The sequence below is a fragment of the Acinetobacter portensis genome, from assembly GCF_009372215.1.
Taxonomy (GTDB): Bacteria; Pseudomonadota; Gammaproteobacteria; order Pseudomonadales; family Moraxellaceae; genus Acinetobacter; species Acinetobacter portensis.
In genome coordinates, this window is record NZ_LWRV01000070.1 from 1 (window position 1) to 24,568 (window position 24,568).

The 24,568-nt window shown below is 36.1% G+C and carries 21 protein-coding genes, 2 pseudogenes and 1 other annotated feature; of the genes and pseudogenes, 12 read left to right on the plus strand and 11 right to left on the minus strand.

Annotated features, from left to right (window positions below):
• Positions 1-205: pseudogene (locus A6M14_RS07670) on the plus strand (IS5/IS1182 family transposase); the annotation flags it as partial.
• 51 nt (positions 206-256) lie between these two features.
• Here A6M14_RS07670 and A6M14_RS07675 read toward each other — a convergent pair.
• Positions 257-586, minus strand: a pseudogene (locus A6M14_RS07675) (HAD family hydrolase); the annotation flags it as partial.
• Positions 553-1,755: a DUF1615 family protein gene (locus tag A6M14_RS07680; RefSeq protein ID WP_152874390.1), complete on the minus strand. Its 1,203-nt coding sequence runs from the start codon at positions 1,753-1,755 to the stop codon at positions 553-555. The pseudogene A6M14_RS07675 and the gene A6M14_RS07680, both read right to left, overlap by 34 nt.
• Before the next feature lie 82 nt (positions 1,756-1,837).
• Here A6M14_RS07680 and dusB point away from each other — a divergent pair, with 82 nt between their 5' ends.
• Positions 1,838-2,863 carry a tRNA dihydrouridine synthase DusB gene (gene dusB, locus A6M14_RS07685; protein WP_152874391.1) on the plus strand — a complete coding sequence of 342 codons (1,026 nt, stop codon included), beginning with the start codon at positions 1,838-1,840 and terminating at the stop codon, positions 2,861-2,863.
• Between the two features lie 270 nt (positions 2,864-3,133).
• On the opposite strand, the gene A6M14_RS07690 is transcribed toward dusB, so the two are convergent.
• Positions 3,134-3,841, minus strand: coding sequence for an alpha/beta fold hydrolase (locus A6M14_RS07690; protein ID WP_171500258.1), 708 nt, complete (start codon positions 3,839-3,841; stop codon positions 3,134-3,136).
• 18 nt (positions 3,842-3,859) lie between these two features.
• Positions 3,860-4,900 (minus strand): NAD(P)H-dependent flavin oxidoreductase, encoded by a 1,041-nt coding sequence (locus tag A6M14_RS07695; RefSeq protein WP_152874393.1) that lies wholly within the window; start codon positions 4,898-4,900, stop codon positions 3,860-3,862.
• A gap of 203 nt (positions 4,901-5,103) precedes the next feature.
• On the opposite strand from A6M14_RS07695, the gene A6M14_RS07700 reads away from it, so the two are divergent.
• The 5 genes from A6M14_RS07700 (at position 5,104) to A6M14_RS07720 (ending at position 10,143) form a co-directional block, all read left to right on the plus strand.
• Complete coding sequence (locus tag A6M14_RS07700; protein WP_152874394.1) at positions 5,104-6,363, plus strand: putative DNA modification/repair radical SAM protein; 1,260 nt, start codon at positions 5,104-5,106, stop codon at positions 6,361-6,363.
• Complete coding sequence (locus A6M14_RS07705) at positions 6,363-7,142, plus strand: TIGR03915 family putative DNA repair protein (RefSeq protein WP_152874395.1); 780 nt, start codon at positions 6,363-6,365, stop codon at positions 7,140-7,142. Before A6M14_RS07700 ends, A6M14_RS07705 begins: the two co-directional genes overlap by 1 nt.
• A gap of 69 nt (positions 7,143-7,211) precedes the next feature.
• Complete coding sequence (locus A6M14_RS07710) at positions 7,212-7,727, plus strand: hypothetical protein (RefSeq protein ID WP_152874396.1); 516 nt, start codon at positions 7,212-7,214, stop codon at positions 7,725-7,727.
• A 471-nt stretch (positions 7,728-8,198) separates the two neighbouring features.
• The gene (locus A6M14_RS07715; protein WP_152874397.1) at positions 8,199-9,491 is read left to right on the plus strand and encodes a dicarboxylate/amino acid:cation symporter; all 1,293 of its coding nucleotides are present in this window, start codon (positions 8,199-8,201) and stop codon (positions 9,489-9,491) included.
• A 262-nt stretch (positions 9,492-9,753) separates the two neighbouring features.
• The gene (locus A6M14_RS07720) at positions 9,754-10,143 is read left to right on the plus strand and encodes a hypothetical protein (RefSeq protein ID WP_152874398.1); all 390 of its coding nucleotides are present in this window, start codon (positions 9,754-9,756) and stop codon (positions 10,141-10,143) included.
• A gap of 75 nt (positions 10,144-10,218) precedes the next feature.
• Here A6M14_RS07720 and A6M14_RS07725 read toward each other — a convergent pair whose 3' ends face one another.
• From A6M14_RS07725 to ahpF, 4 genes are all read right to left on the minus strand, one after another.
• Positions 10,219-11,430 carry a YeeE/YedE family protein gene (locus tag A6M14_RS07725; protein WP_152874399.1) on the minus strand — a complete coding sequence of 404 codons (1,212 nt, stop codon included), beginning with the start codon at positions 11,428-11,430 and terminating at the stop codon, positions 10,219-10,221.
• Positions 11,431-11,581: 151 nt separating this feature from the next.
• Positions 11,582-12,280: a VIT1/CCC1 transporter family protein gene (locus A6M14_RS07730; RefSeq protein WP_152874400.1), complete on the minus strand. Its 699-nt coding sequence runs from the start codon at positions 12,278-12,280 to the stop codon at positions 11,582-11,584.
• A 132-nt stretch (positions 12,281-12,412) separates the two neighbouring features.
• A complete protein-coding gene (locus A6M14_RS07735; RefSeq protein WP_152874401.1) occupies positions 12,413-12,757 on the minus strand; it encodes a hypothetical protein in 345 nt (114 codons plus the stop codon).
• Between the two features lie 183 nt (positions 12,758-12,940).
• Positions 12,941-14,506, minus strand: a complete 1,566-nt coding sequence (ahpF, locus tag A6M14_RS07740; protein ID WP_152874402.1) for an alkyl hydroperoxide reductase subunit F — start codon at positions 14,504-14,506, stop codon at positions 12,941-12,943.
• Positions 14,507-14,803: 297 nt separating this feature from the next.
• Here ahpF and A6M14_RS07745 point away from each other — a divergent pair, with 297 nt between their 5' ends.
• Together A6M14_RS07745 and A6M14_RS07750 are read left to right on the plus strand one after the other, a co-directional pair.
• Entirely contained in the window at positions 14,804-15,025 is a 222-nt protein-coding gene (locus A6M14_RS07745; RefSeq protein ID WP_152874403.1) for a DUF1653 domain-containing protein, read from the plus strand.
• A 31-nt stretch (positions 15,026-15,056) separates the two neighbouring features.
• Complete coding sequence (locus tag A6M14_RS07750; protein WP_152874404.1) at positions 15,057-15,641, plus strand: O-methyltransferase; 585 nt, start codon at positions 15,057-15,059, stop codon at positions 15,639-15,641.
• Positions 15,642-15,700: 59 nt separating this feature from the next.
• Here A6M14_RS07750 and A6M14_RS07755 read toward each other — a convergent pair whose 3' ends face one another.
• The gene (locus tag A6M14_RS07755) at positions 15,701-15,907 is read right to left on the minus strand and encodes a KTSC domain-containing protein (protein ID WP_152874405.1); all 207 of its coding nucleotides are present in this window, start codon (positions 15,905-15,907) and stop codon (positions 15,701-15,703) included.
• 222 nt (positions 15,908-16,129) lie between these two features.
• Positions 16,130-16,693: an alkyl hydroperoxide reductase subunit C gene (gene ahpC, locus A6M14_RS07760; RefSeq protein WP_152874406.1), complete on the minus strand. Its 564-nt coding sequence runs from the start codon at positions 16,691-16,693 to the stop codon at positions 16,130-16,132.
• A gap of 691 nt (positions 16,694-17,384) precedes the next feature.
• On the opposite strand from ahpC, the gene A6M14_RS07765 reads away from it, so the two are divergent.
• The 3 genes from A6M14_RS07765 to A6M14_RS07775 all read left to right on the plus strand — a co-directional run bounded on the left by A6M14_RS07765 (position 17,385) and on the right by A6M14_RS07775 (position 23,262).
• Positions 17,385-21,338: a DUF3418 domain-containing protein gene (locus A6M14_RS07765; protein WP_187349132.1), complete on the plus strand. Its 3,954-nt coding sequence runs from the start codon at positions 17,385-17,387 to the stop codon at positions 21,336-21,338.
• 30 nt (positions 21,339-21,368) lie between these two features.
• On the plus strand, positions 21,369-22,478 hold the full coding sequence (locus A6M14_RS07770) for a beta-ketoacyl-ACP synthase III (protein ID WP_152874407.1): 1,110 nt from the start codon (positions 21,369-21,371) through the stop codon (positions 22,476-22,478).
• Between the two features lie 376 nt (positions 22,479-22,854).
• Positions 22,855-23,262, plus strand: coding sequence for a BapA/Bap/LapF family prefix-like domain-containing protein (locus tag A6M14_RS07775; protein ID WP_152874408.1), 408 nt, complete (start codon positions 22,855-22,857; stop codon positions 23,260-23,262).
• Between the two features lie 36 nt (positions 23,263-23,298).
• Here the strand turns inward: A6M14_RS07775 and A6M14_RS07780 are convergent.
• A protein-coding gene (locus A6M14_RS07780; RefSeq protein ID WP_152874409.1) for an IS3 family transposase occupies positions 23,299-24,518 on the minus strand; the annotation gives its coding sequence in 2 pieces (ribosomal slippage) (positions 23,299-24,242 and positions 24,242-24,518; 1,221 coding nt in all).
• Positions 24,127-24,243: a sequence feature (AL1L pseudoknot), on the minus strand. Its footprint overlaps the gene before it by 117 nt.
• Positions 24,519-24,568 lie beyond the last annotated feature (50 nt).

A 24,568-nucleotide genomic window follows, 5' to 3' on the forward strand; every position in this document is an offset into this window, starting at 1 on the left:
ACGTTTAGGCAGGACACTATGGAAAAAATGGTCAGGCTATCATCGGCGAAGTTTGGTTGAAACTAAGATGCATTGCATCAAATTATTAGGAGATAAACTCAGTGCAAGGAGTTTTGATAGCCAAGTGAATGAGATCCATGCACGTGTAGCAGTCCTTAACAGATTTACGGAATTAGGTCGACCACTTACCCAAGTTACGCCTTAAATTTGGCTCAATTAGGGGCGCTTTGCATTTCAAATCTTTGTGCAACAAAGCCCCTAAAGCTTGATGATCGTGTAATCTTGCTAATAATTCAGCATTATAGTTTTTGTGAATATGATGTACATATTCTTGCGCGATCGCGTCAATTTCATCGACATGACTATTTTTAAACATGGCATGAAAGAGTTTTGGACGCATTGCATGTGCAGGATAGGCCTTTAAATAATAAGCCTGAATCCAAGGTAAAATTTTAAATCCTTGTTTTATGATATGTCTCTTAGATAGCGCATAGAAAATGAACCCTGTGAAACTATCTTTTTTATACAGGGTTCCATCAAAGTCGAATAATGCTAGATTTTTATATTTTTTGCTTTTCTCATACATGTTTCAAAGCGTCCGTTTACGCGTGAAGCGAACCAATTTGTGTTGTAATCACGGCTTAGTTTTGGTCCTGTAATGACCACTTCAGGCATCATTGCATAGATTGGTTCTTTATTTGTTGCTTCTTTATAGAGCTTAGAAATAGCTCTATAGGTTGCTGTATCTTCGAAGTCTTTATCTTTTTCTTTTTTCAAGTCTAAGCGAATTTGGCGCGGAGTCACCAAAACATTATTTTTGGCAAATACATTAATCAATTCACGTTCAGATTGGCTTTGAGTCGATTTAGCATTACCATCTTTATTATAAAGGAGTAAGTCACCATCTAAATCGAGTTCTGCTGTGGTTAAGTCATTCAGCATGCTTTGGAATGCAGCATTACGACTTGAATAGCGACCAGAGTTATAGTCGGCAAAGCGATAAATAGGTTTATCGTATTTAGCAGAGTACATCATTAAACGATGAATACCGTAATATAAACCACCATATTGGCTATATAAGTCTGTGCGTAAATCGGCAATGCTGCCACTTTGGCGTTTATGTTCTTTGGCATAACCAATATGTACTTGCATAGAACCCAATGTGGTAATTGGATTCATTTTCTCGCCAATATCTTGTCCAACAAGTTTTGCCGCACCTGTTAAAGCACTCACATGATAATGCTTCGACATATAATCAAAAATTTCACGATACAGTTCATCGAGTTGACGTTCTGTTTTTACACGACGCATTTGACTTAAATAGTTATCTTCAGGACTTGGTTGATTTTTTAAGACATCTTGGAAGTAAGCCGCGATTGGTGTGCCAATGGTATCGCCCAATTTATCTGTAAATTTTTCTTCTAAGCGTTCTTGAACTTCTTTAACCGCTTTAGCACCTAAGCCTGCAACTTCAGGATCTGCGTGGAAATTTGATTCTTGATCGACCACAGCAATAATGGAGCACATATTTTCTTTGGTTTGCGGAATACCAAATTGTTCAGAAATATCGTAGATATCTTTAGACCAAGATTCACGGTCACTTACTCGGTTTGGTAACAAACGCTTGAGCTGTTCTTGCTTTAATGTTGGCTCATCTTTCGCCCACCAAGAGCTATCACCACATGCGGTTAATCCAATAGCTAAAGCTAAAACTGACAAAGGTTTAAGCATTGAAAAAACAACTTTTTCTTTCATATTGATGAAAACTCGATTAGAGATGATGAGCCCAATGGGTAGATGCAGTATACTATGCAAGTCGTAAAAGTTAAGAATATATATGTATATTGGTCCTTATCAACTGTCAAATAATTTGATTGTCGCTCCGATGGCAGGAGTAACTGATCGCCCGTTTCGAACACTGTGCAAGTATTTTGGTGCGGGGCATGCTGTTAGTGAAATGATGACGTCTGATAAAACTTTGCGTATGAGTAAGAAAAGCTTATATCGTGCCAACTTTGATGGTGAGCTTGCTCCAATATCAGCGCAAATTGCAGGCTCTGAACCAGCAGATTTAGCTGAAGCTGCACGTTATCAAGTGGCAAATGGCGCGCAAATTGTTGATATTAATATGGGATGTCCTGCAAAAAAAGTTTGTAATAAGCTTGCAGGCTCTGCACTTTTACAAGATGAAGATTTAGTTGCTCGCATTTTAGATACTGTTGTTGCTGCAGTTGATGTGCCTGTGACTTTGAAAACACGTTTGGGTTATTTAAACGGTCATGAAAATATTATGCGAGTTGCAAAACGTGCAGAAGAAGCAGGCATTGCTGCACTCGCTTTGCATGGTCGTACCCGTGAAGATATGTATTTAAATACTGCACGTTATTCTTTAATTAAAGATGTTAAAGACATGCTTAGTATTCCTGTGATTGCCAATGGTGATATCGACAGTCCTGAAAAAGCCAAATATGTACTTGATTATACAGGCGCAGATGCGGTGATGATTGGTCGTGCTGCACAAGGTCGACCTTGGATTTTTCGTGAAATTGCACATTATTTAAAAACAGGCGAACACTTAGCTGCACCAAGTATTCAAGAAGTAAAAGAGGTGTTGTTAGGACATTTATCAGAGCTTTATGAATTTTATGGTGAATATTCAGGATGCCGTATTTCACGTAAACATATTGCGTGGTACACAAAAGGTTTGCGTTCAAGTAATGAATTTCGCCAAAGTATGTACAAAGTTGAATCGACTGTTGAACAATATAAAGTAGTAGAAGATTACTTTAATAATTTACTAATTCATGGTGAAATCATGAGTGATGTTCAAGTTGAACATGTCAATTTATTAGAAACGAAATGAAAAAACAAAACCCGCTAAATGCGGGTTTTTAATACTCTAGATTCTATGCCAAGAAATATTCGATACTTTACTTAATTTTATTGTGTAAATTTTATGACCTATTTCCTATACGAATTCAGTCACTTTAATTAGAGTTATTTCCAAATCACTTTTTAGGTACCCATAAATTCACAACTGACGTTGCCTCTCCTTATAGGAGAGGGTTTTATGAAAGAGCTTTAATATTTACATGATTATTTTGGTGTTTTAAAGTTTTTTCAAATGCTTATCTTAAATTGATAAGCATTTTTTTAGTTGAAGATAAAACTCATCTTTTAATTCATTTGAGTTAAAGATGTAATCCATAATGCCTTTATGTTGTGCTTTAGGAACAATAAAATGATGTTTCCACGCACATTGTGAGGCTGATGCAAAAAGTTTCTCAGGAATTTGATTTGGAACGACTTCATCATTTTCGGCAGAAATTATGAGCAGTTTACCTTTAAAATCACGAAGAATTTCCCAAGCATCAGAATCTAACCAACTATTTTTAGTCCGAATAATTTCACTAAATTGTTCACCAAAATTAATGTTATATGCTTCTGGCGTATAAACACCGGGAACAAATAATATTAACGCATCTAGCTGAAGATTTTTGCTTAATTGAATTGCATTATAAGCGCCCATACTCACACCAATACATACATCAATTTTTGTTTCTTGATGTTGTAATAAATGCAATGCTTGTTGGGTACGACTTTTTAATGAAGAATCCGCTAATTTCCCAGTCGATTGACCATGACCAATACAGTCAAAAGCAATTGAACCAATATCGTGATATGCGAGTAAATTCCTTAAATGAAGAAATACTTCTTGAGAACGAGCACCTCCGTGAATCATTAAACTTTGACGTTTAGTGGTGGGTTCTAAAGATGATGCAGATAAATTAAAACCGTTAAAATTCACATTAAAATACTGTGGTGAAGTTTGAAATGTCATGCTTGTAAAATTCATCGTTTAAAACTGCATTTCTAAAATAAGTTGGTTTATTAAGTCTGTTGCTTCTAATTCGCGAATCTCAGAAACATTTGCACCTGCCCAAAATGCGCCATAGCCATAATCATTATTTTTTGATGCAGCCGCATGAAGTTGTTTACCTAAATCGTAAGTATATGGATATGCAGGAACGGCAGGGCGGTTTGGTGTATCGATTTCTTTATGCCAGTGGTTGATAATTCCTCGTGCAGGACGACCAGAAATACTGGCTGTAATTTGGGTAAGGGGTTGATCAAATAAAGCCTTACGATAAGTATCATTTGCACTAGAAGTTTTGCATTGTACAAAAGCAGTTCCAAGTTGTACGGCATCTGCACCTAATTCTAAAAACTGTTTAGCTTGATGACCATTCATAATTCCACCTGCTGCAATTACAGGAGGTGTGCAATTTTTTTTGATGAGTTGAACAAGGTCGGATGTTGTAATTGCTGCATCAAAAGTTTCGTTGAAAATTCCTCTATGTCCGCCTGCTTCAATACCTTGAGCAATAATGATATCGATACCTGCTGCTTCAATGGCTTTAGCTTCGGCTAAATTTGTTGCAGAAACGAGTGTGATAATTTCTGCATTTTTTAAAGCCTGAATTTGATGAGCATGAGGAATACCAAAATGAAAACTAACGGCTTTAGGTTTGGTTTCTAAAACTAGATTTAGAAAATCATCATTATCTTTAAAGCTAGGATAAATACAGTTGAGTGTGGTGGGTACATCCGCACCAAATTCATTTAATTTATCGGCAAAAAGTTCAATCCACTTTTGTGAAACTTCACTGTTTAAAGCAGAGCTTTCATGACAAAAGAAATTCACTTGAAATGGCTGATCTGTTAATTCTTGAGTGCGCAAAATTTGTTTATGAGCTACATCAACTGAACTTGCACCTAAGCCGAGTGAACCAAAGCCACCTTGATTTGATACTTCAGCCGCAAGTTCAGGTGTTGATACACCTGCCATAGGGGCAAGTAAAATAGGGTGTTTAATTCCTAAGGTGTTTAATAAACTCATTTGCATACTCCATATTGCTTATTACACTTTGCCTAAGCCTTTAATATTTGGCAAATAATACTCAGTATTTTCTTTATAAATAGAATAAAACTGAATGGATTTTTTACATTTTAAGCGTCAAGCTCTGTCGTAATTATGATGATTGGTCATCGTATTTTTCATATAAATTTTATAATCAGTTTTTATCTTAAATTACATCTCCCATGTCTGATCGTATTCGTGAAAAACTGCAAATTTTAGCTGATGCTGCCAAATATGATGTTTCATGTTCATCGAGTGGTAGTAACCGCAAAAATAAAGATAAGGGCTTAGGTAATACTGGTTCGGGTATTTGCCATAGCTATACAGAAGATGGTCGCTGTGTGTCTTTGTTAAAAATTTTGTTTTCTAATGTCTGTATTTTCGATTGCTCATATTGCGTTTCACGTCGTTCAAATGATGTGAAAAGGGCAGCATTTACAGTGCAAGAAGTGGTCGATTTAACCATGAACTTTTATCGCCGTAATTATATTGAAGGGCTATTTTTAAGTTCAGGGATTTTTAAATCTGCGGATTACACCATGGAGCGAATGCTTCAGGTGGTCAAAAAATTACGATTAGAAGAAAATTTTAATGGATATATCCATCTAAAAACCATTCCTGGTGCATCTCAGGAAATTATTACTGAAGCAGGTTTGTATGTAGATCGTATGAGTATTAATTTAGAGATGCCAACGGAAGCAGGTTTACAGAAATTTGCACCTGAAAAATCACATGCAGAAGTGCAAAAAGATTTAGGCATTGTGCGAGATCGTCTCATTCAGTTAAAAGAAGAACGACAGGTTATTCGCTCGACACCAAAATTTGTACCTGCGGGGCAAACCACACAAATGGTGGTGGGAGCGCATAACGAATCTGACAAAGATATTATTTTAATGGCAGATCATCATTACAAAACATTTAAGTTAAAAAGGGTTTATTTTTCTGGTTATATTCCAATTAATGAAGAAGAAAAAGCTTTGCCTGCAGTTGGTTCTGCACCACCATTATTACGTGAAAACCGTTTATACCAAAGTGATTGGTTGATGCGTTTTTATGGTTTTGATGCCAATGAACTTGTAGATGATGAACATCCTAATTTAGATTTAGATATAGACCCAAAACTGAGTTGGGCGTTGCGTCATCCTGAGGCTTTTCCTGTAGACATTAACCGCGCAGATTACAAAATGATTTTACGTGTTCCTGGAATTGGGGTGAAATCTGCCAAAAAAATTGTACAAGCACGTCGTTTTGGGCAAATTCATATCGATCAACTAAAGCAAATGGGTGTTTCATATAATCGTGCGCAACATTTTATTCGCTGTACAGATAGTAAAAAGTTCCAAAAAGAACAGCAAGCTGCGCAAATCCGTAGACAAATTTTACAATCGGGACAGTCTAAATATACCCAACAGCTTTCACCTCAATTAGGATTTGGTTTCTAATGGCGACTTATTATTTTGATGGAACATTCACAGGATTGTTGAGTTGTGTGTTTCGTAGTTTTCAGTTCACAGAATTTGACATCAACATTACAGCAAACGAGCACAGTCAAAATGGCTTATTTGATGATTTTGTCGTGGTGGCTTCAAATGAAGAACATGCACAACGTGTCTGGCAAGGGCTCAAGCAAAAAACTTCTGCAAATAGCCTAAGACACTTTTATTACAGTTTTTTATCTGAACAAGAAGAGGCTTTTCAGCATTGCTTGAATTTTGCGATTTATGTGTTTCGGTCACAAAAGCCTGTAGATCGAAATTTTGGTCATCCAAATGTTTTGGGTATTTCACAATGGGCAAAGCAAGTGGGGCGTGAAAAGCATCGAATGGAAGCTTTTGTTCGCTTTAAAAAGTGTAAAGATGGGTTATTTTTAAGTTTGGTCAAACCCGATTTTAATGTATTACCACTCATAGAAAAGCATTTTAAATCACGTTATCAAGATCAAAAATGGCTCATTTATGATGAGCAACGTAAATTCGGTATTTATTATGATTTAGATACTGTGCATCAAATTGAAATGAATGCACATGAAATAGATACGCAACTTCAAATAGGGCACAGTCAAAGTTTTAGTATTGAACTAGATGATGATGAGGTGCTTTATGATCAATTGTGGAAAGATTACTTTAATAGTGTAAATATTCAGGCACGTAAGAACATGAAGCTTCATATTCAGTATGTACCAAAACGCTATTGGCGTTATATGAATGAAAAGACACTTTAAAACTCGCGGTTAATGAGATTATTTCATGCATAATGATATGCATTGTTGAATATTAAATGTGAGATCAAAATGAAGCCGTTGCTTTGCGCGACTTTAATTGCAAGTGTTGCTTTTATAGGTTGTTCGAAAACAGAAGAGGTCAAACCTGTAATAGATGAAAGCAAATATAAAGTTGCGGATGTCGCAACTTTGCAGACACGTTTTGAGCAATTAAATAAAAAATTATCTTTAGATTTTAAACAATTCAAAAAAGATGAAAGTATTGCTTTTGCACACCAACTTCCGCTTGATGTAGATAATTTGAAAACATTAAATATGCATTTGGTTGCAAGTACATCGTTAAAGCCGACCAAAGTTGCTTATTGTGATTTAATGAATGGCTACTTTACAGAGATGTATCGACTGGGTCATTACAACTTAAATTTAGTTAAAGAACTAAAATTGCCAAATGCTGCACAAGAAAATCTTCAACAAGACTTTTCATCGGCCGATCTTTTTTATGATTTTATCTTGAATAGATATACAACGTATCGCCAAGTACAACAGGTCATGGGTTACGGTTGTAATTTAAAAGAGGCATTGTAATTACGAGTTTTTCCAATGCCTATCATCAAATGATAGGTATTGATGTGTATTAAGTATAAATAAGAAAAATAGTGGTATCTGAAAATAGATATAAAACGACGGAGCCTGGTTAAAATCGATTAATTAATCATTAATTCGTCATTAATCAATCATCCATATAATTAAGTAATTGTATTTAATTAATTAATATCTATTTTATATGAATTGTATTGTTTAATTATTGAGCTTTGAACGGATTTTGATGCATTATTTTTGTATATTTTTTGATTCAAATTCAAACAAATAATAGTTAACTATATGAAATTGATGTGTATTTTATTTATAAATATTAGACTAAAGGTTTAGAGCGATTACTATCATTGGCACTTGCTTTTCATTAAAATCCTCGCAGTTATTTTTTGTAGTTATTGTTTATAGTTACTGTAAACATATAGCTTTTTAAATGTTTTGGATTTTGTTAAAGGGTCTCCCATGGATATTCACGCAGATGAGCATGCTCAGCCGCCTAAAAAGCAAAAGTTCTATCAAATTTTATATCTACAAGTCATTTTTGCAATTCTTGCGGGTATTGCATTAGGTCACTTCGCTCCTGAACTTGGTGAAAGTTTAAAACCACTTGGTGATGCATTCATTAAGCTTGTGAAGATGATTATTGCGCCAGTAATTTTCTTAACAGTATGTACTGGTATTGCCGGTATGACGAATATGGGTTCAGTAGGTCGAGTAACAGGTAAAGCGATGCTTTACTTTATTACGTTCTCTAGCTTAGCGCTTGTTGTGGGGATGATCGTTGCAAATATTATTCAACCTGGTAAAGGTTTGAATATCGATCCTACACATCTTGCAGGTGATAAAGTTGCGACTTATGTCGAGCAAGCTCATGATGCATCTATTGTAGATTTCTTCATGAACATCATTCCAAAGACTTTGGTAAGTCCATTGGTTGGTGGTGAAATCTTACAAGTATTATTTGTTGCAGTGTTGTTTGGTTTGGCTGTTGCGAGTGTTGGTGAAAAAGGGAAACCCGTTACAGAATTCTTGAATCATTTAACAACACCTGTATTTAAGCTTGTTGGTATGTTAATGAAGTTTGCTCCTGTAGGTGCTTTCGGTGCGATGGCATTTACAATTGGTGCATACGGTATTTCAAGTATTGGTAACTTAATGTTATTAATCGCAACGTTCTATATCACATCATTGTTATTTATTCTTGTGATTTTGGGTGCTGTAGCGAAATACAATGGCTTCTCAATTATTGATTTAATTCGTTATATTAAAGATGAATTATGGCTTGTATTGGGTACATCTTCTTCTGAAGCGGCTTTACCGACTTTAATGGACAAGATGGAAAAAGCAGGCTGTGAAAAGTCAGTTGTAGGTTTGGTTATTCCAACAGGTTATTCATTTAACTTAGATGGTACAAACATCTATATGACAATGGCTGCATTGTTCATTGCACAAGCTTGTAATATCGATCTTTCTATTGGCGAACAAGTAACATTATTACTCGTTGCTATGATTAGTTCTAAAGGTGCGGCAGGTGTAACGGGTGCAGGCTTTATTACTTTAGCTGCAACGTTGTCTGTAGTTCCTGCGGTTCCTGTTGCAGGTATGGCATTGATTCTGGGTATTGACCGTTTCATGTCTGAATGCCGTGCATTAACGAACTTAGTTGGTAATGCGTGTGCAACTATTGTTGTTGCGCGTTGGGACAAAGCTTTAGATAAAGAAGTTTTAGATGCGACTTTGAAAAAGAAAGCGTAATTTAAAGATTTAAAAAAGCCCTTCGGGGCTTTTTTTTTGCTCATAATTTACATTCATTGTGTTTAAGAAATTAGTAGTAAATGATGCATTTATTTTGAGATGGAAGTTGATTCAGTTAATTTGATATAGCAATAAAAGTTGAGGATGGATGGGGAATTAAAACAATTATGGATAATACATATAAATTTTTAATTGTATTTCTCGGGAGTATTTGGGGGTAAACTGAGTATAAGGGTTTGGATGTTTGATCAAGAGAATAAGTATGCTAATCAAATATTATATTAAAAATATAATTCTTTCATTTTTTGCTTTAGCAGTTATAACGGCTGTATTTATGGCAATTTTGGACTATACACCTGAGGACTTTGTCTATTGGGGAATTGCTGCTGCAATTGGTGTTATGTTTATCGGTTTGATTCTAATAGGTTATTACAATGCATATGCGGCACAAAGTCAAAATTTCAAACATACTTTGTATTTACATTTGTCATTGGTAATTTTTTTATTATCTGTTGAACTTCTCTTTGGAAACAAGGAATTATGGGTAAATCTTCTTAGAAATTTGATGTATTTTATAGCACTGCAAATTGGTGTTTATATTTATATGAAAAAGAAGGGTATATCTTGGAAAAACCATCAAAACTCAATTTAGATTTCAATCAATATTGAAATTTCAGTGATAAAAAAAGCCCATCTCATGATGGGCTTTTTCGTATTCATTTTTCTATTAGCAACCTGTTAGTTGTTCAGGTTTTGGTTTTTCATTAGGGAAGAAAATAGGGCGAAGTTTTACACCAACACCGTTACCTATAAATGCAAAAACAAGCCACAACCAACCATGTAAGCTACCAGATGCAATACCACTAAAATAAGCACCAATGTTACAGCCATACGCTAAACGTGCGCCATAACCTAATAATAAACCACCTACAACAGCAGCAATTAAAGAGCGTTTTGGAATATTAAAGTTAGGTGCAAATTTACCTGCAAGGCTTGCTGCAAATAAAGCACCAATCATAATCCCGAAGTTCATCATTGAAGTAATGTCGAACCATAAAGATTCAGCAAGTGCTTTCGCATTTGCAGGTTGTTGCCAATATGCCCAAGATGCTACATCTACACCAACAAAACTTGCAGATTTTGCAGCCCAAACAGCAAGTGCAGAAGTCACACCCCAAGGACGACCTGCAAGCGCAAGCGTTGCAAAGTTAAGAAGGGTAAGAATGATTCCACCCCAAATGAGTGGCCACGGTCCACGAATAAAACGTTTCCAACCTTGATGTGAACTTTTAGGTTCAACTTCAAGTGAACCATGACGCTTTTTCTCTGCAAATATAGTGATTGCAGCAATTACCGCAAATAATACAAAGTTAAGTACTAAAGCAGGTGCAACGCCCAAACTACTTACAAGTGAAATAGGCTCTAAATGAGGAAGTGCAAACCACCAACCAATGTGTGAAGTCGCAATTAAAGAACCAAGGCAGAAGAAGAAAAGCGTCACGATCATACGAGCACTACCACCACCCACAGTATAAAGCGTACCTGAAGCACAGCCACCGCCTAATTGCATGCCAATACCAAAGATAAAGGCACCAATCATGACAGACATCGAAACGGGGCTAACATTACCTTTAACAGGATTACCAAATAATTCACCTGTACCTAAAGCAGGGAAGAACAGTAAAACTGCAAGGGCAAGCATAATCATTTGTGCGCGTAAACCACGCCCACGACGTTCTTTAATAAATACACGCCAGCTTGATGTAAAGCCAAAAGATGCATGATACAAAGTCATGCCAAGTGCGCCACCAATCAAGAACAATAATGCTTGATTAAGACCAACAACCTGATATGCACCAAGAGTACCAATAATTAACAAAATAAATGCCACCCAAACCGATACATTAGATCGATTTGCAGGCGCTGCAATAATAGACATGGGAGAAATAGATAAGACTAAAAAAGTAGGATTATTTTAAAACATTTAAAGTTTTAAAATATTATAAAAAGGGACTAAAGCTTGAATTAATGCTGAATATAACTGATTTTATAAATCAGTTATATTTATAAAGAAATTGATTTTTAGGTCATTAAAATGTACTTACATCAAAAAATGAACCGACTAAGCTTGCGAATCCCATAGCGAGAACGCCCCATAAGGTCACGCGTAAACAGCCTCGAAGAATGGATGTTCCTGCAAAATAACTTGAAATTGCACCTAAAATTGCCAATGAGATAATCCCAACAATCATCACCGTTTTATCAACTAGGCCTTCAGGACTAAGTAATATTGCAAACATTGGAAATAGTGCGCCTAAAGAAAAGGCAAGGGCAGAAGACCCTGCAGCTTGTAATGGGTTGGCAGATGTATTCTCATGAATTCCAATTTCATCACGGGCATGTGCTTCTAATGCATTATGAGCTGTGAGTTGAATGGCGACTTCATGGGCTAAATTAGGTTCTAAGCCACGTAAAACATAAATATGTGTAAGCTCTTTCAATTCTAATTCAGGATTTTTTTCAAGCTCTTTACGCTCAGTATGTAAGTCGGCTTCTTCAATATCAACTTGAGATTTTACCGAAATATATTCACCTGCCGCCATAGAGATAGCACCTGAAATTAAACCTGCAATACATGTAATTAGTAATGTTTGAGTAGAAGCACCACTTGCAGCCATTCCTATAATTAAGCTTGTAACGGAGATGATTCCATCATTTGCACCCAAAACTGAAGCGCGTAACCAACCTGCACGTTGGATCAGGTGATTTTCATGATGATGTGAATACATGTGAAGCTCTCTTATATTGAATGCTGAATGAACCATAACCAATATTTGGTGGATCAATCAAGTAAATAAAAATTCTTATCTGCGAAATAAAAAAGAAGCCTCAAATTTGAGGCTTCTTTTTTATATTTGGAATTATTGCTGAACTTTTTCTTTAACGTCAGCAGCGCCTTTTTCAACGGCACCTGCAACATGTGCAGTTGCATCTTTTACAGCGGCTTTAGCATCATCAGCAGCAGCAGCTGTTTTAGCAGCAGCTTCATCGGCAGCTGCATTAATTTTAGCAGTAGCTGTGTCAGTTGCAGATTTTGTTTCAGAAGCAGCATGATCAGTTGCTGTCGCAATGTCTTGAGCAGCTTGAGAAGCAGCATTTTCTAAGTGTTCACCTGTAGTTGCACCTGTCTCAGGCGCTTTTTCTTTGTTACATCCCACTAGCGCAACAGTAGCAACAAGACCTAAAGCAATAAATAGTTTATTCATTCTGATTTTCCTTTTGTTATACCCATAGTTTGGGTTAGTTGAAAATATAATCTATTTTTCTAATATAAGAATATCTATTATTGTTTATTAAATGTAAATTTTTTTTAAAAACTTCTAATAAAAAAAAGGCTTAGCATCTTTCGATACTAAGCCTTTCTTGTGATTTTTCGTTTATTTCAAAACTTAAAGACCACTACGAATAATGTAATCAAAAGCAGATAACGATGCTTTCGCGCCTTCACCTGTTGCAATGATGATTTGTTTGTACGGAACTGTTGTACAGTCACCTGCAGCAAACACACCTTGTACATTGGTTTCGTTGCGTTCGTTAATTACAATCTCACCACGGTTTGAAAGTTCAACAGCTGTTTCTTTTAAGAAATCTGTGTTTGGTAACAAACCAATTTGTACAAAGATACCAGCAAGTTCAACCGTTTTAATTTCATCTGTTGCACGGTCTTTATATTTAAGTGCAGTCACTTGTGAACCATCACCAACCACTTCTGTAGATAACGCATTTTTGATTACAGTGGTGTTTGGCAAGCTGTTTAATTTATCTTGAAGCACTTGGTCAGCACGAAGTTTTGTATCAAACTCAACAAGTGTTACATGTTCAACAATACCTGCAAGGTCAATGGCTGCTTCTACACCTGAGTTACCACCACCAATCACAGCAACACGTTTACCTTTGAACAATGGACCATCACAGTGTGGGCAGTAAGCTACACCACGTGTACGGTACTCTTGTTCACCCGGAACGTTCATTTCTCTCCAACGTGCACCTGTCGAAAGAATCACAGTTTTAGATTCAAGTTTGGCACCGTTTTCTAAAGTGACTTCAACTAAACCATTGGCTGTTTGATCTGCACCTTTAATGTCAGATACACGTTGTAGGTTCATGATGTCTACACCATATTCACGAACGTGTGCTTCCATTTCAGCAGCAAACTTAGGACCTTGTGTTTTTTGAACTGACGTGAAGTTTTCGATGTCCATCGTATCCATCACTTGACCGCCCATACGTTCAGCCACGATACCAGTACGAATGCCTTTACGAGCAGCATAGATTGCAGATGTGTTACCTGCAGGGCCACCACCAATCACCAATACATCAAATGCTTCTTTGGCATTTAATTTTTCAGCATCTTTTGCAGCAGAGTTTGTATCTAATTTTGCAATGATCTCTTCTAAAGTCATACGACCTTGACCAATGTGTTCACCGTTTTGGAATAACATTGGAACAGCCATGATTTTGCGTTCTTCAACTTCATCTTGAAAGAATGCACCATCAATCATGGTTGCTGTTGTACCTGGGTTGTTGATCGCGATTAAGTTAAGCGCTTGAACAACATCAGGGCAGTTATGGCAGCTTAAAGAGACAAATACATCAAAGTCAGCTGTTAGATTTAAAGCTTTGATAGAAGCTAAAACATCGTCAGATACTTTTGGTGCATAACCTGAAACTTGTAACAATGCCAAGATCAAAGATGTGAACTCATGGCCCATCGGTAAACCTGCAAAGTTTACACGTGGTTGTTCACCTACTTTTGCAATACCAAAACTTGGCGCACGAGCATTCGTACCGTCAAAACGAGCAGTCACTTGATCAGAAAGCGCAGCGATTTCTGAAACCAATTCTTTAATTTTGTCTGATTTATCAGAGCCATTTAAAGTAGCGACAATTTCGATAGGGCTTTCTAGGCGTTCAAGAAGTGTTTTTAATTGAGCTGAAGTATTTTGATCTAACATTGCTAACGTCTCCAAAGGAGTAAATGTTTATTTGATGAGAGAATCATAGAACAAACCATTAAATAGGTGAAACAGTTTGTTTTTATGCTAATAATCGGTTTTTTGGATTAATTGATTAAATAGTACAATTAATCAACAATATATGTGTGAGTCTCTAAATACAAATATGGTGTTGAAATGATGGTTTTCAAGTAGTTTTCACGTAATTTAAAAATTAAACTCATAATTAAGAATATTTTGATGAAAATAAAATGAATCTGATTATGATAGTGAGTATTGAAAAAATGAGTAATGAATATGAGTTTGAAAAAAGGGATTTATCAACATTATAAAGGCAATTTATATCAAGTTTTTAATGTAGCAACGCATAGTGAAACACGAGAGCAAGTTGTGGTTTATCAATGTTTGTATGGGGATTATTCAATGTGGGTGCGTCCATTAACTATGTTTACTGAAACCATTACAACAGCAGATGATCGTGAAATTGAACGCTTTAAGTTAATTCAAGAAACGGAATAATTAAAAGAACATTAAGTGAAAAGGAATGTAAATGAGCTTGGATTTCTTAGCAAAAATAGATGTGTTGTATCAACAGTTTCAAGCACATGATCAAGCATATTCGGATCGTTTAAGTCGTTATCGAAATATTGAACCTGAATCTGCAGAATTGTTAAATGTTTTAATTCGGACACAACAATCTAAGCGCATTCTAGAAATTGGCACATCTACAGGCTATTCCACTTTATGGCTGGCGCATGCGGCAGAATCAACTTCAGCAAAAATCACAACATTAGAGATTGATGCTACACGATCTGAACTTGCACGGAAAAATGCAATAGATTTTTCACTTGATCATGTTATTGAGTTTCTTGTTACAGATGCTCAGGACTATTTGAGCAAAACTACAGAGCAATTCGACTTTATTTTATTGGATGCAGAACGTGATGCATATTGTGATTATTGGAATGCTTTACAGCACATCTTAAAGGCAAAAGGTGGGCTTTTAGTGGTGGATAATGTGCTTTCTCATGCATCGGAAGTGGAAGGTTTTTTAAATTTAGTTCGTGAAAATCTAAACTTTAACACAACGACTTTAGCTGTTGGTGCGGGACTATTTTTAGCTACACGCAATTAATGAGTAAAGATGGTGAGGATTGAGAAAAAGCCATCAAAACTGCTTGATGGCTTTATTTTTTATTGCATAGAAACACGTTTAAAGTTGAGGTCGTATTCTAAGTACTTATGAACAAAAGATGTTTTATCGCTACATCGTACTAAATTGTTGTAGATAAATTCAGGAACAGGGTGAAATAAGTCTGCGCTTCCATCATCGTAAAAAATCTTTAAATATCTTGATGTTGCATTGTATTTATAAAAGGTGACGACAATTGTTTTTTCCATAAGCAACCTCGTTATTATCATGTTTTAGGTCATGTAAGAATTTCTTTTATTTTGCTAACTAGGTTATTTATGTATATCACAAATGAGAAATGAAACAACGTATAAATCTAAGATTTATATTCATTATTTGTAGATGCTTGTAGATAAGAATGTTGAATATAAGAATAAAAAAACCACGCTAAAAAGCGTGGTTTTTTTGAATCAGTTCAATCTAATTTGAAATTAGATTTTACCAACTAAGTCGATTGAAGGAGCAAGAGTTGCATCGCCTTCTTTCCATTTAGCAGGACAAACTTCACCTGGGTGAGCGTGAACGTACTGAGCTGCTTTAACTTTACGAAGAAGTTCAGAAGCATCACGACCAATACCGCCAGCGTTGATTTCAACGATTTGGATTTTACCTTCAGGATCGATAACGAAAGTACCACGATCTGCAAGGCCATCAGCTTCGATTAATACGTCAAAGTTTTTAGCAAGAGTCCAGTTAGCATCACCAACCATTACGTATTCGATTTTTTTGATTTCTTCAGAAGAATCGTGCCAAGCTTTGTGAGTGAAATGAGTGTCAGTAGAAACTGAGTAGATTTCAACGCCTAATTTTTTGAATTCAGCGTAGTTGTCAGCAAGGTCACCAAGTTCAGTTGGGCAAACGAAAGTGAAGTCAGCTGGGTAGAAAAATACTACTGACCATTTGCCTTTAAGATCAGCTTCAGTTACTTCAATGAATTGACCATTTTGGAATGCAGTTGTTTTAAACGGTTTAACTTCAGTATTAATTAAGCTCATCATTGTCTCCATGATTGAGGTGAGTCTTGGTTTTCTATTAGATTATAGAAATTATTGGTTTTGCTGAAATAGTATTTTTACATAACTAAAATCGGAAAAACCGAATTTAAGTAAATTTAGCTTTTCAGCACACAAACAATTCTTATCATTTAACAAAAGATAGATGATGGTTAGATGACAAGAATTGTCTTTCAAGTGCTTTCTTAAACATGGAGTCTTCCCATTAAAAAATCAAGGGTGATAGTTAAAATAATTAAATAAATATCATTTGGTTTTATTTTGGTAATACTTGATATTGTTTAATATTTATTCTATTTATTTAGAAAATAAAACATGAAAAATATTGTTTTAATGATCCTCATGTCTGTGTTTGTCGCATGATTAAATACATTGCCTGATTTAAAAGATAAATTTTTGTAAAAGACAACATACCATTTTGAAATTATATAACTAAGAATTTATGAAAAATGAGCTGAATGCATTCAATAATAAGGCTTTAAAAGTGGCTTAATATGGAATTGATAAAAGCCGTTATTTGAGAATATGTTGTATCTAAAAAATAGATTGCTTAATTATCGTAAAAACATTGCGCTGCAATGATTGGGAATCTATTTGAAAACAGGTAGAATATTCTCTTTTAATTTAGCTGTAGGGCGTTCACTTGGTTGCGAAAGATTTAAATGTTGAAAATATGGTGATGGCGAAAGATCTTCACCGTTTAAATCGATTGCGTAAAGGTAAAGACGCCAATGAAAAACAACATCAAGAATTACTAGAAAAATCAAATGCAAAAGTACGTGAACGAATTGCACGTATTCCAAATATTAAACTCAATCAAGATTTACCAGTAACTCAATCTGCCGACAAACTTATTGAAGCCATTCAAAGGCATCAGGTGATTATTGTTGCAGGTGAAACAGGTTCGGGTAAAACCACTCAATTACCACAAATTGCCATGCTTGCGGGGCGCGGTTTAACAGGTTTAATTGGTCATACTCAACCACGACGTTTAGCCGCACGTAGCGTATCTCAGCGTATTGCAGAAGAAGTAGGCGAAAAATTAGGGGAATCGATTTCCTTTAAAGTTCGTTTTAATGAGCAAGGTTCGCAGGACTCTATTGTCCGTTTAATGACAGATGGTATTTTGCTTGCAGAATTATCTCATGATCGATTTTTAACGAAATACGATACGATTATTATCGATGAAGCGCATGAACGTTCGCTGAATATCGATTTTATTATGGGTTATTTAAAACAGCTTTTACCGCGTCGTAAAGATCTAAAAGTCATCATTACTTCAGCAACATTAGATGTAAATCGCTTCTCAAATTACTTTAATAGTGCGCCAATTTTTGAAGTGGAAGGTCGTAGTTTTCCTGTAGAAGTTCGTTATCGTCCAATTTCAGAAATGAGCATTGTAGGAAGTGATGATGATGAATTTGATGATTTTGAAGAAAACTTGCCACGTGCAGTTGTTGCCGCAGTAGAAGAATGTTTCAAAGATGCTCAAGATAAAGGACATCCTGAATACGCAGATACTTTAATTTTTGCGAGTACAGAACAAGAAATTCGTGAGCTTCAAGAAACTTTACAGAAGTTTGGACCACGGCATACAGAAATTTTACCTTTATATGCACGTTTGGCTTTAGGTGAACAACAAAAAATCTTCAATCCAACGGGTGGTGGTCGACGCATTATTATTGCCACCAACGTTGCGGAAACTGCATTAACTGTGCCCAATATTCGCTATGTCATTGACAGTGGTTTTGCGCGTATTTCACGTTATAACTACCGTTCTCGTGTACAACGTTTGCCTATTGAAGCTGTGTCGCAAGCATCTGCGAATCAGCGTAAAGGGCGTTGTGGTCGTATTGCACCAGGTGTATGTATTCGTCTTTATTCTGAAGATGATTTTCAGGGTCGTCCTGAATTTACTGAACCTGAAATTAAACGCACTAATTTGGCATCTGTAATTTTACAAATGCAAAGTTTGGGTTTAGGCACATTCGATGATTTTGATTTTATTGAACCACCTGATCATCGTTTAGTAAATGATGGTCGTAAGCTTTTAATTGAGCTTGGGGCGATGGTGGAGAAGAAAAATCCTTCTCTTTTACAAAGAGTGAGCAGCGCTACTGCGCAAGGGGGAGATTCTGCTGAAACTAATCCCTCTCTTGCGGCGAAGAACGCCTCACTTATTGAAAAAGGGAAACTTACTCAAAGTAAGGAAGATTCCCTTACCAAAATTGGTCAACAAATGGCGAAAATGCCCATTGACCCACGTCTTGCACGAATGATTTTGGGTGGGGCACATTTTGGTGTGCTCAATGAGGTTTTAATTATTGTTGCTGCTTTGGCTGTGCAAGATCCGCGGGAACGTCCTGCAGATAAGCAAATGCAAGCCGATCAAAAGCATGCTTTATTCCGTGAAGAAGATTCAGACTTTTTGTTCTACATTAAGCTTTGGGAAACATTAATTTCTAATCGTGAAATGAGCGAAAATAAACGTCGTACATTTGCACGAAATCATTTTTTAAGTTGGCTTCGTTTACGTGAATGGAAAAAAACCCACGAACAGTTGGTCGATTTAGCCAAAGGTTTAAAACTGTCTTTCAATGAAAAGAAAGCCAATTACGAGAATCTTCATCGTGCACTTTTAACAGGATTATTATCGTTTATCGCCAATAAAACCGATGAGCGAAATGTCTTTATGGCTGTACGCCAACAAAAGACCCGAATTTTCCCTGCATCGAGTTTGCATAAGACTAATACGCCTTGGGTGATGGCATTTGAGATGGTGGAAACCTCTCAAGTGTATATTCGAACACTTGCAAAAATTGAACCCGAATGGATTTTACTTGCCGCGGGCGATTTGTTGAAACATCACTATTTCGAACCGCATTGGTCTAAAAAAGCAGGTGTAGTAAATGCTTACGATCAAATTTCATTATTCGGCTTAATTATTGAGCCTAAACGCCCAATCAATTATGAAAAAGTCGATCAACCTGCTGCGCATGAAATCTTCCTTCGAGATGGTTTAACCACAGGTAATTTGGGCATTACACCACCATTTTTAAAACACAATTTACTCAAATTAGAAGAAGTGGAGCGTGTTGAAGATAAGTTGCGTCGTCGAGATTTGGTGGTCGATGAAGAAACCATTTATCAATTTTATGCATCTAAAGTACCGCCTGAAGTGGCAAGCCGTCGTTCGTTTGAAGACTGGCGTGCGACAGTTGAGCCGAAAAATCCACGCTATTTATTTGTAGAAGATGATGCGCTTTGGATGAATGATCGTCCAACAACGCAACAATTTCCTGATTTTTTACGTAATGGTGAGTTGCGTTTAGCTGCTAGTTATCGTTTTGACCCAAGTCATGATCAAGATGGTGCGACGGTTAAAATTCCTGTGCAAGCACTTCCTCAGGTAGATGAAAATATTTGGTCTTGGGGAATTCCAGGTTGGCGTCAAGATTTAATAGAAGCCTTATTAAAAGCATTGCCTAAAGACAAACGACGTCATTTGGTGCCAATTCCCGATACAGCGCGCAAACTAATGTCACGTGTAGATGCAGTCAATTTACGTGAACATATCTTTAATTTCTTGGCTTATCAATTACGTGGCGATCAAATCTCTGAAAAAGATTTTTCCTTTGAACGTGTAGATGAATATTTATTACCATTTATTAAAGTAATAGATGAAAAAGGGCGTGTGATTGAACATGGACGTGATTTAGCAGAATTAAAAGCACGTTGTCGTACAGAAACACATAGCCCTGTAAAACAATTAAAAGGTGAATTTAAAAGCTTTCCTGAAAGTTTTGTATTTGAAGCATCGCAAAAGGTAACAGGCGTAATTGTTAAGCAATATCAAGCATTGGTCCCAAACAAAGCTTTTGTAAATTTAGAGCAAAAAGATGAATCTGGTGTGGTCATTCAAACTTTTAATGATCAGGTAGAAGCCATTAAAAAACATCGTGACGGTATTATTCATTTGGTGCATATGCAGTTGGGGGATTTAACCCGACAATTGAAAAAACAAATATCTAAACCACTTGCTTTGGCATATTCGCCATTGGGTGATAAAGCCAAGTTAGAGCAAATGTTAGTGTATGCAACGTTACAAATGTCAGTGAATACGCTTCCTGTAAATGCTGAAGAATTTCAAAAGCTCGTTTTAGATGTGAAGAAAAATTTCTTAACGCATGGTCAAACGGCTTTAAGTTTGATGAGTGATATTTATATTCAATGGCAGGATATTCGTCGTAAGTTGTTGGTTTTGGATGACTCAATCTTTGGAAAGAATATTGATGATGTTGAAGATCAGCTCGATTTGATGATGTTGTCAAACTTTGTATATGAGAAATCACCCGATGTTTGGCAAGAATTTCCACGCTATTTAAAAGCATTGGTACAGCGACTTGATCGCTTACCGAATAATTTAACACGAGATAATGCAGCCATTGTTGATGTTGATCCTTGGATGGAAAAACTCTTTAAATATAAAAATGATGCACGTCTTAAAGAAGTCTATTTTATGGTTGAAGAGCTTAGAATTTCATTATTTGCGCAACCAATGAAGACAAAAATGCCAATTTCACCAGCACGCATACAAAAAGTATGGGATAAGCTTGGAATAAGTTAATATATAAGTAATTTCGAGAAGGAGTTTTACATGGGCATCCGCATTACAGGTACTGGCCTATATCACCCAGAAGATATTATCACCAACGAAGAATTGGTTGATAGTTTAAATGCTTATGTGGAACGTTATAACCAAGATAACGCTGAAAAAATTGCAGCAGGCGAGCTAGAAGCGCTACGTGGTTCAAGCGCAGAATTTATTGAAAAAGCATCTGGCGTAAAACGTCGTTATGTTTCAGAAAAAACAGGGATTCTAGATATCAATCGTCTACGTCCAACATTACGTGAACGTTCAGATGATGAATTATCACTTCAAGCTGAGTGGGGTGTAACAGCTGCGAAACAAGCGATGGAAAATGCGGGCGTTACTGCTGAAGACATCGATGTGGTTGTTTTATCTTGTTCTAACTTACAACGTGCTTATCCTGCTGTAGCTATTGAAATTCAAACTGCACTTGGTATTCAAGGTTATGCTTATGATATGAATGTTGCATGTTCTGCTGCAACATTTGGTATTAAGCAGGCTTATGATGCAATTAAAGCGGGTGCGCGTCGTGTATTACTTGTAAATGTAGAAATTACATCGGGTCATACAGATTTCCGTTCACGTGATTGTCACTTTATTTTTGGTGATGTTGCGACAGCATCGATTATTGAAGAAACAGAAACTAAATCTGGTTTTGAAGTTCTAGATATTAATTTATTCACGCAATTCTCAAACAATATTCGTAATAACTTTGGTTTCTTAAACCCAAGTGAAACAACAGATACTGACGATAAGCGTTTCCGTCAAGATGGTCGTAAAGTTTTCAAAGAAGTTTGTCCACTTGTTGCAAAAATGATTACTAAGCAATTAGTGAAAAATGAAATTGATCCAACAGATGTGAAGCGTTTTTGGTTACATCAAGCCAATGCAAGTATGAATGAATTAATTCTTAAACTTGTTGTTGGTAAGCAAGTAGCTGAAGCAGACCCTGCACTTGTGCCAATTATTTTGGACGAATTTGCAAATACTTCATCTGCAGGTGTAATTATTGCATTGCATCGTACTGCGAATGAAGTGAACAATGGTGAATATGGTGTTCTATGTTCATTTGGTGCAGGTTATTCAGTTGGTTCGATCCTTGTACAGAAAAAATAATAGCTATATATTTTAGTTTGGAAAAAAGAGGATTTTTAAATCCTCTTTTTTTTATAAGTAATTCTCTAAAGTGATAATATTTTCGTGAATAATATATCTTTTATTTAATTAATATGGTGATTTTAAAATCTATTATTGTTTTTTTTGTGATTTATTTGTAAGTATTGTTGTTTTTGTTAAGTTATTGATAATTTAAAATTTTCGGTTTATTTTGTATTAAATCATTTTTTAAAAAAATATAAAAAACAATGATATAGGTTATATTTAAGTAATTCTTAACTATTAAGTGTTAATTTCAAGCTATTTTTTGTTGTTGAATTATTAAAAAATATTTGATAAATAAAGTTTAGTAAATTACTTGGTTTTGGGTGGGGATATGTCTATATATAAAATTTTTGATAAAACAACAGGGAAAGTTGTTGAAAATGGTGCTACAACAAATCCAGTTGTTGTGGAGTTAAATGTTGAACAAGAACAAATTAAAAGCATTGCAAAGACAGGTGAAGATTTAACCATTAACTTGGAATCTGGTGAGCAAGTCACTGTTAAAGATTATTATTCAGGCTCTAATGCAAATCAAATGGTCGTTAAAAATGCTGAAGGTCAGTATTTTGAATTAAATCTAGATGGATTAAATGCAGAAGGTTTATTCACTGAAGTAAATTATTCGCCAATAGAAAATTTCACAGATTATTTATATAAAGATGCATCGATTTTCAGCAATATGGCTGTTATTGGTGGGGGTATTGCTGCAGGTTTAGCTGGTATTGCTGTGGCTGTTTGAACCGTACCGGGTTTGTCGGAGAGTTTTTTATTTAAGTTAGGCCACCTGACCTAACGGGTTAATCTTATCATAGTACATTGCTTCAAAATCAAAAGGTGGCACATAACCTAGTGCACTATGTACACGCTCTTTATTGAACCAATCTACCCAATTTAATGTCGCAAGTTGTACATCCGCTAAACCTTGCCAATCTGCTTTTAAATATTTAATCACCTCTGTTTTGTATAAGCCATTCACTGTTTCAGCCAAAGCATTATCGTATGAATCACCGGTCGTACCGACTGATGCTCGTAAATTTGCTGCTTCTAAACGATTGGTATAGCGAATGGAAAGATATTGAACCCCTCTGTCACTATGGTGAATCACATTCTTTGGCATGCCTCGATCATGCAATGCTTGCTCCAATGCATCGAGCACCATATCTGTATTCATCCGTGTAGATACTTTCCATCCAACAATTGCTCGTGAAAACACATCAATAATAAAGGCGGTATAGACCCAGCCTGAATGAGTTTGAATATACGTAAAGTCACCGACCCATAGTTGGTTTGGATGATCAGCACTAAAATTACGTTTCACTAAATCATCTGCCCGTTTTTGGTCATCCCGGCTACGGGTAGTTTGTTTATTCTTACCGCGCCAAACACCTTGTATACCTAGCTTCTGCATCAATCGAGCAACTGTACAACGTGCAATCACATAGCCTTCACGTTTCAGTTGTTGCCAGACCTTACGCACACCGTATCGACCTGAACTTTCTTTCCAAATTCGTTTAATCTCCTCAGCATGATGCAAGTCATGTAAATCTCGCTTTGCTCGATGTTCTGGATTTTCGCAGAGATCTAGAGTCCGGTAATAGGTTGAAGGTGCGATCGGTAAAATTCTACAAATCGCCTCGACTCCGTACAGCTCTTTATTATTATGGATAAAATCCACCATTATTTGTGTGGGCGGTCGAGCTCCGCCTGGGCGAAAAAAGCGGCTGCTTTACGTAGAATTTCATTGGCACGCTTTAATTCTTTAATTTCACGTTCCATTTGCTTCATTTTTTCTTGATCAGATATCTGTTGTACTTTAATAGGATTTTGCTGATCTAAATGCTTTTGATGCCAGGCACGAAGTGTTTCAGGAGTACAACCAATCTTAGGCGCAATTGCTGTGATTGCAGCCCAAGTAGAAGGATAATCTTTTTCAGATTCAATCAATAATTGAACCGCTCTTTCTCTGATTTCAGGGGTATATTTTACTTTTTTCATCGGGACATTCTCTCAGAAAGCTTGGTCTCCGACAAACCCGGTACGGTTCA

What these genes read in the sequence shown, in the direction of transcription:
- A6M14_RS07755 (WP_152874405.1), bottom strand. Translation starts at nt 15,907, where the DNA reads ATGGAAAAAACAATTGTCGTCACCTTTTATAAATACAATGCAACATCA.
- A6M14_RS07720 (WP_152874398.1), top strand. Translation starts at nt 9,754, where the DNA reads ATGCTAATCAAATATTATATTAAAAATATAATTCTTTCATTTTTTGCT.
- A6M14_RS07715 (WP_152874397.1), top strand. Translation starts at nt 8,199, where the DNA reads ATGGATATTCACGCAGATGAGCATGCTCAGCCGCCTAAAAAGCAAAAG.
- A6M14_RS07725 (WP_152874399.1), bottom strand. Translation starts at nt 11,430, where the DNA reads ATGTCTATTATTGCAGCGCCTGCAAATCGATCTAATGTATCGGTTTGG.
- A6M14_RS07775 (WP_152874408.1), top strand. Translation starts at nt 22,855, where the DNA reads ATGTCTATATATAAAATTTTTGATAAAACAACAGGGAAAGTTGTTGAA.
- A6M14_RS07680 (WP_152874390.1), bottom strand. Translation starts at nt 1,755, where the DNA reads ATGAAAGAAAAAGTTGTTTTTTCAATGCTTAAACCTTTGTCAGTTTTA.
- A6M14_RS07730 (WP_152874400.1), bottom strand. Translation starts at nt 12,280, where the DNA reads ATGTATTCACATCATCATGAAAATCACCTGATCCAACGTGCAGGTTGG.
- ahpF (WP_152874402.1), bottom strand. Translation starts at nt 14,506, where the DNA reads ATGTTAGATCAAAATACTTCAGCTCAATTAAAAACACTTCTTGAACGC.
- A6M14_RS07750 (WP_152874404.1), top strand. Translation starts at nt 15,057, where the DNA reads ATGAGCTTGGATTTCTTAGCAAAAATAGATGTGTTGTATCAACAGTTT.
- A6M14_RS07710 (WP_152874396.1), top strand. Translation starts at nt 7,212, where the DNA reads ATGAAGCCGTTGCTTTGCGCGACTTTAATTGCAAGTGTTGCTTTTATA.
- A6M14_RS07735 (WP_152874401.1), bottom strand. Translation starts at nt 12,757, where the DNA reads ATGAATAAACTATTTATTGCTTTAGGTCTTGTTGCTACTGTTGCGCTA.
- dusB (WP_152874391.1), top strand. Translation starts at nt 1,838, where the DNA reads ATGTATATTGGTCCTTATCAACTGTCAAATAATTTGATTGTCGCTCCG.
- A6M14_RS07770 (WP_152874407.1), top strand. Translation starts at nt 21,369, where the DNA reads ATGGGCATCCGCATTACAGGTACTGGCCTATATCACCCAGAAGATATT.
- A6M14_RS07700 (WP_152874394.1), top strand. Translation starts at nt 5,104, where the DNA reads ATGTCTGATCGTATTCGTGAAAAACTGCAAATTTTAGCTGATGCTGCC.
- A6M14_RS07765 (WP_187349132.1), top strand. Translation starts at nt 17,385, where the DNA reads ATGGTGATGGCGAAAGATCTTCACCGTTTAAATCGATTGCGTAAAGGT.
- A6M14_RS07695 (WP_152874393.1), bottom strand. Translation starts at nt 4,900, where the DNA reads ATGAGTTTATTAAACACCTTAGGAATTAAACACCCTATTTTACTTGCC.
- A6M14_RS07705 (WP_152874395.1), top strand. Translation starts at nt 6,363, where the DNA reads ATGGCGACTTATTATTTTGATGGAACATTCACAGGATTGTTGAGTTGT.
- A6M14_RS07690 (WP_171500258.1), bottom strand. Translation starts at nt 3,841, where the DNA reads ATGACATTTCAAACTTCACCACAGTATTTTAATGTGAATTTTAACGGT.
- A6M14_RS07745 (WP_152874403.1), top strand. Translation starts at nt 14,804, where the DNA reads ATGAGTTTGAAAAAAGGGATTTATCAACATTATAAAGGCAATTTATAT.
- ahpC (WP_152874406.1), bottom strand. Translation starts at nt 16,693, where the DNA reads ATGAGCTTAATTAATACTGAAGTTAAACCGTTTAAAACAACTGCATTC.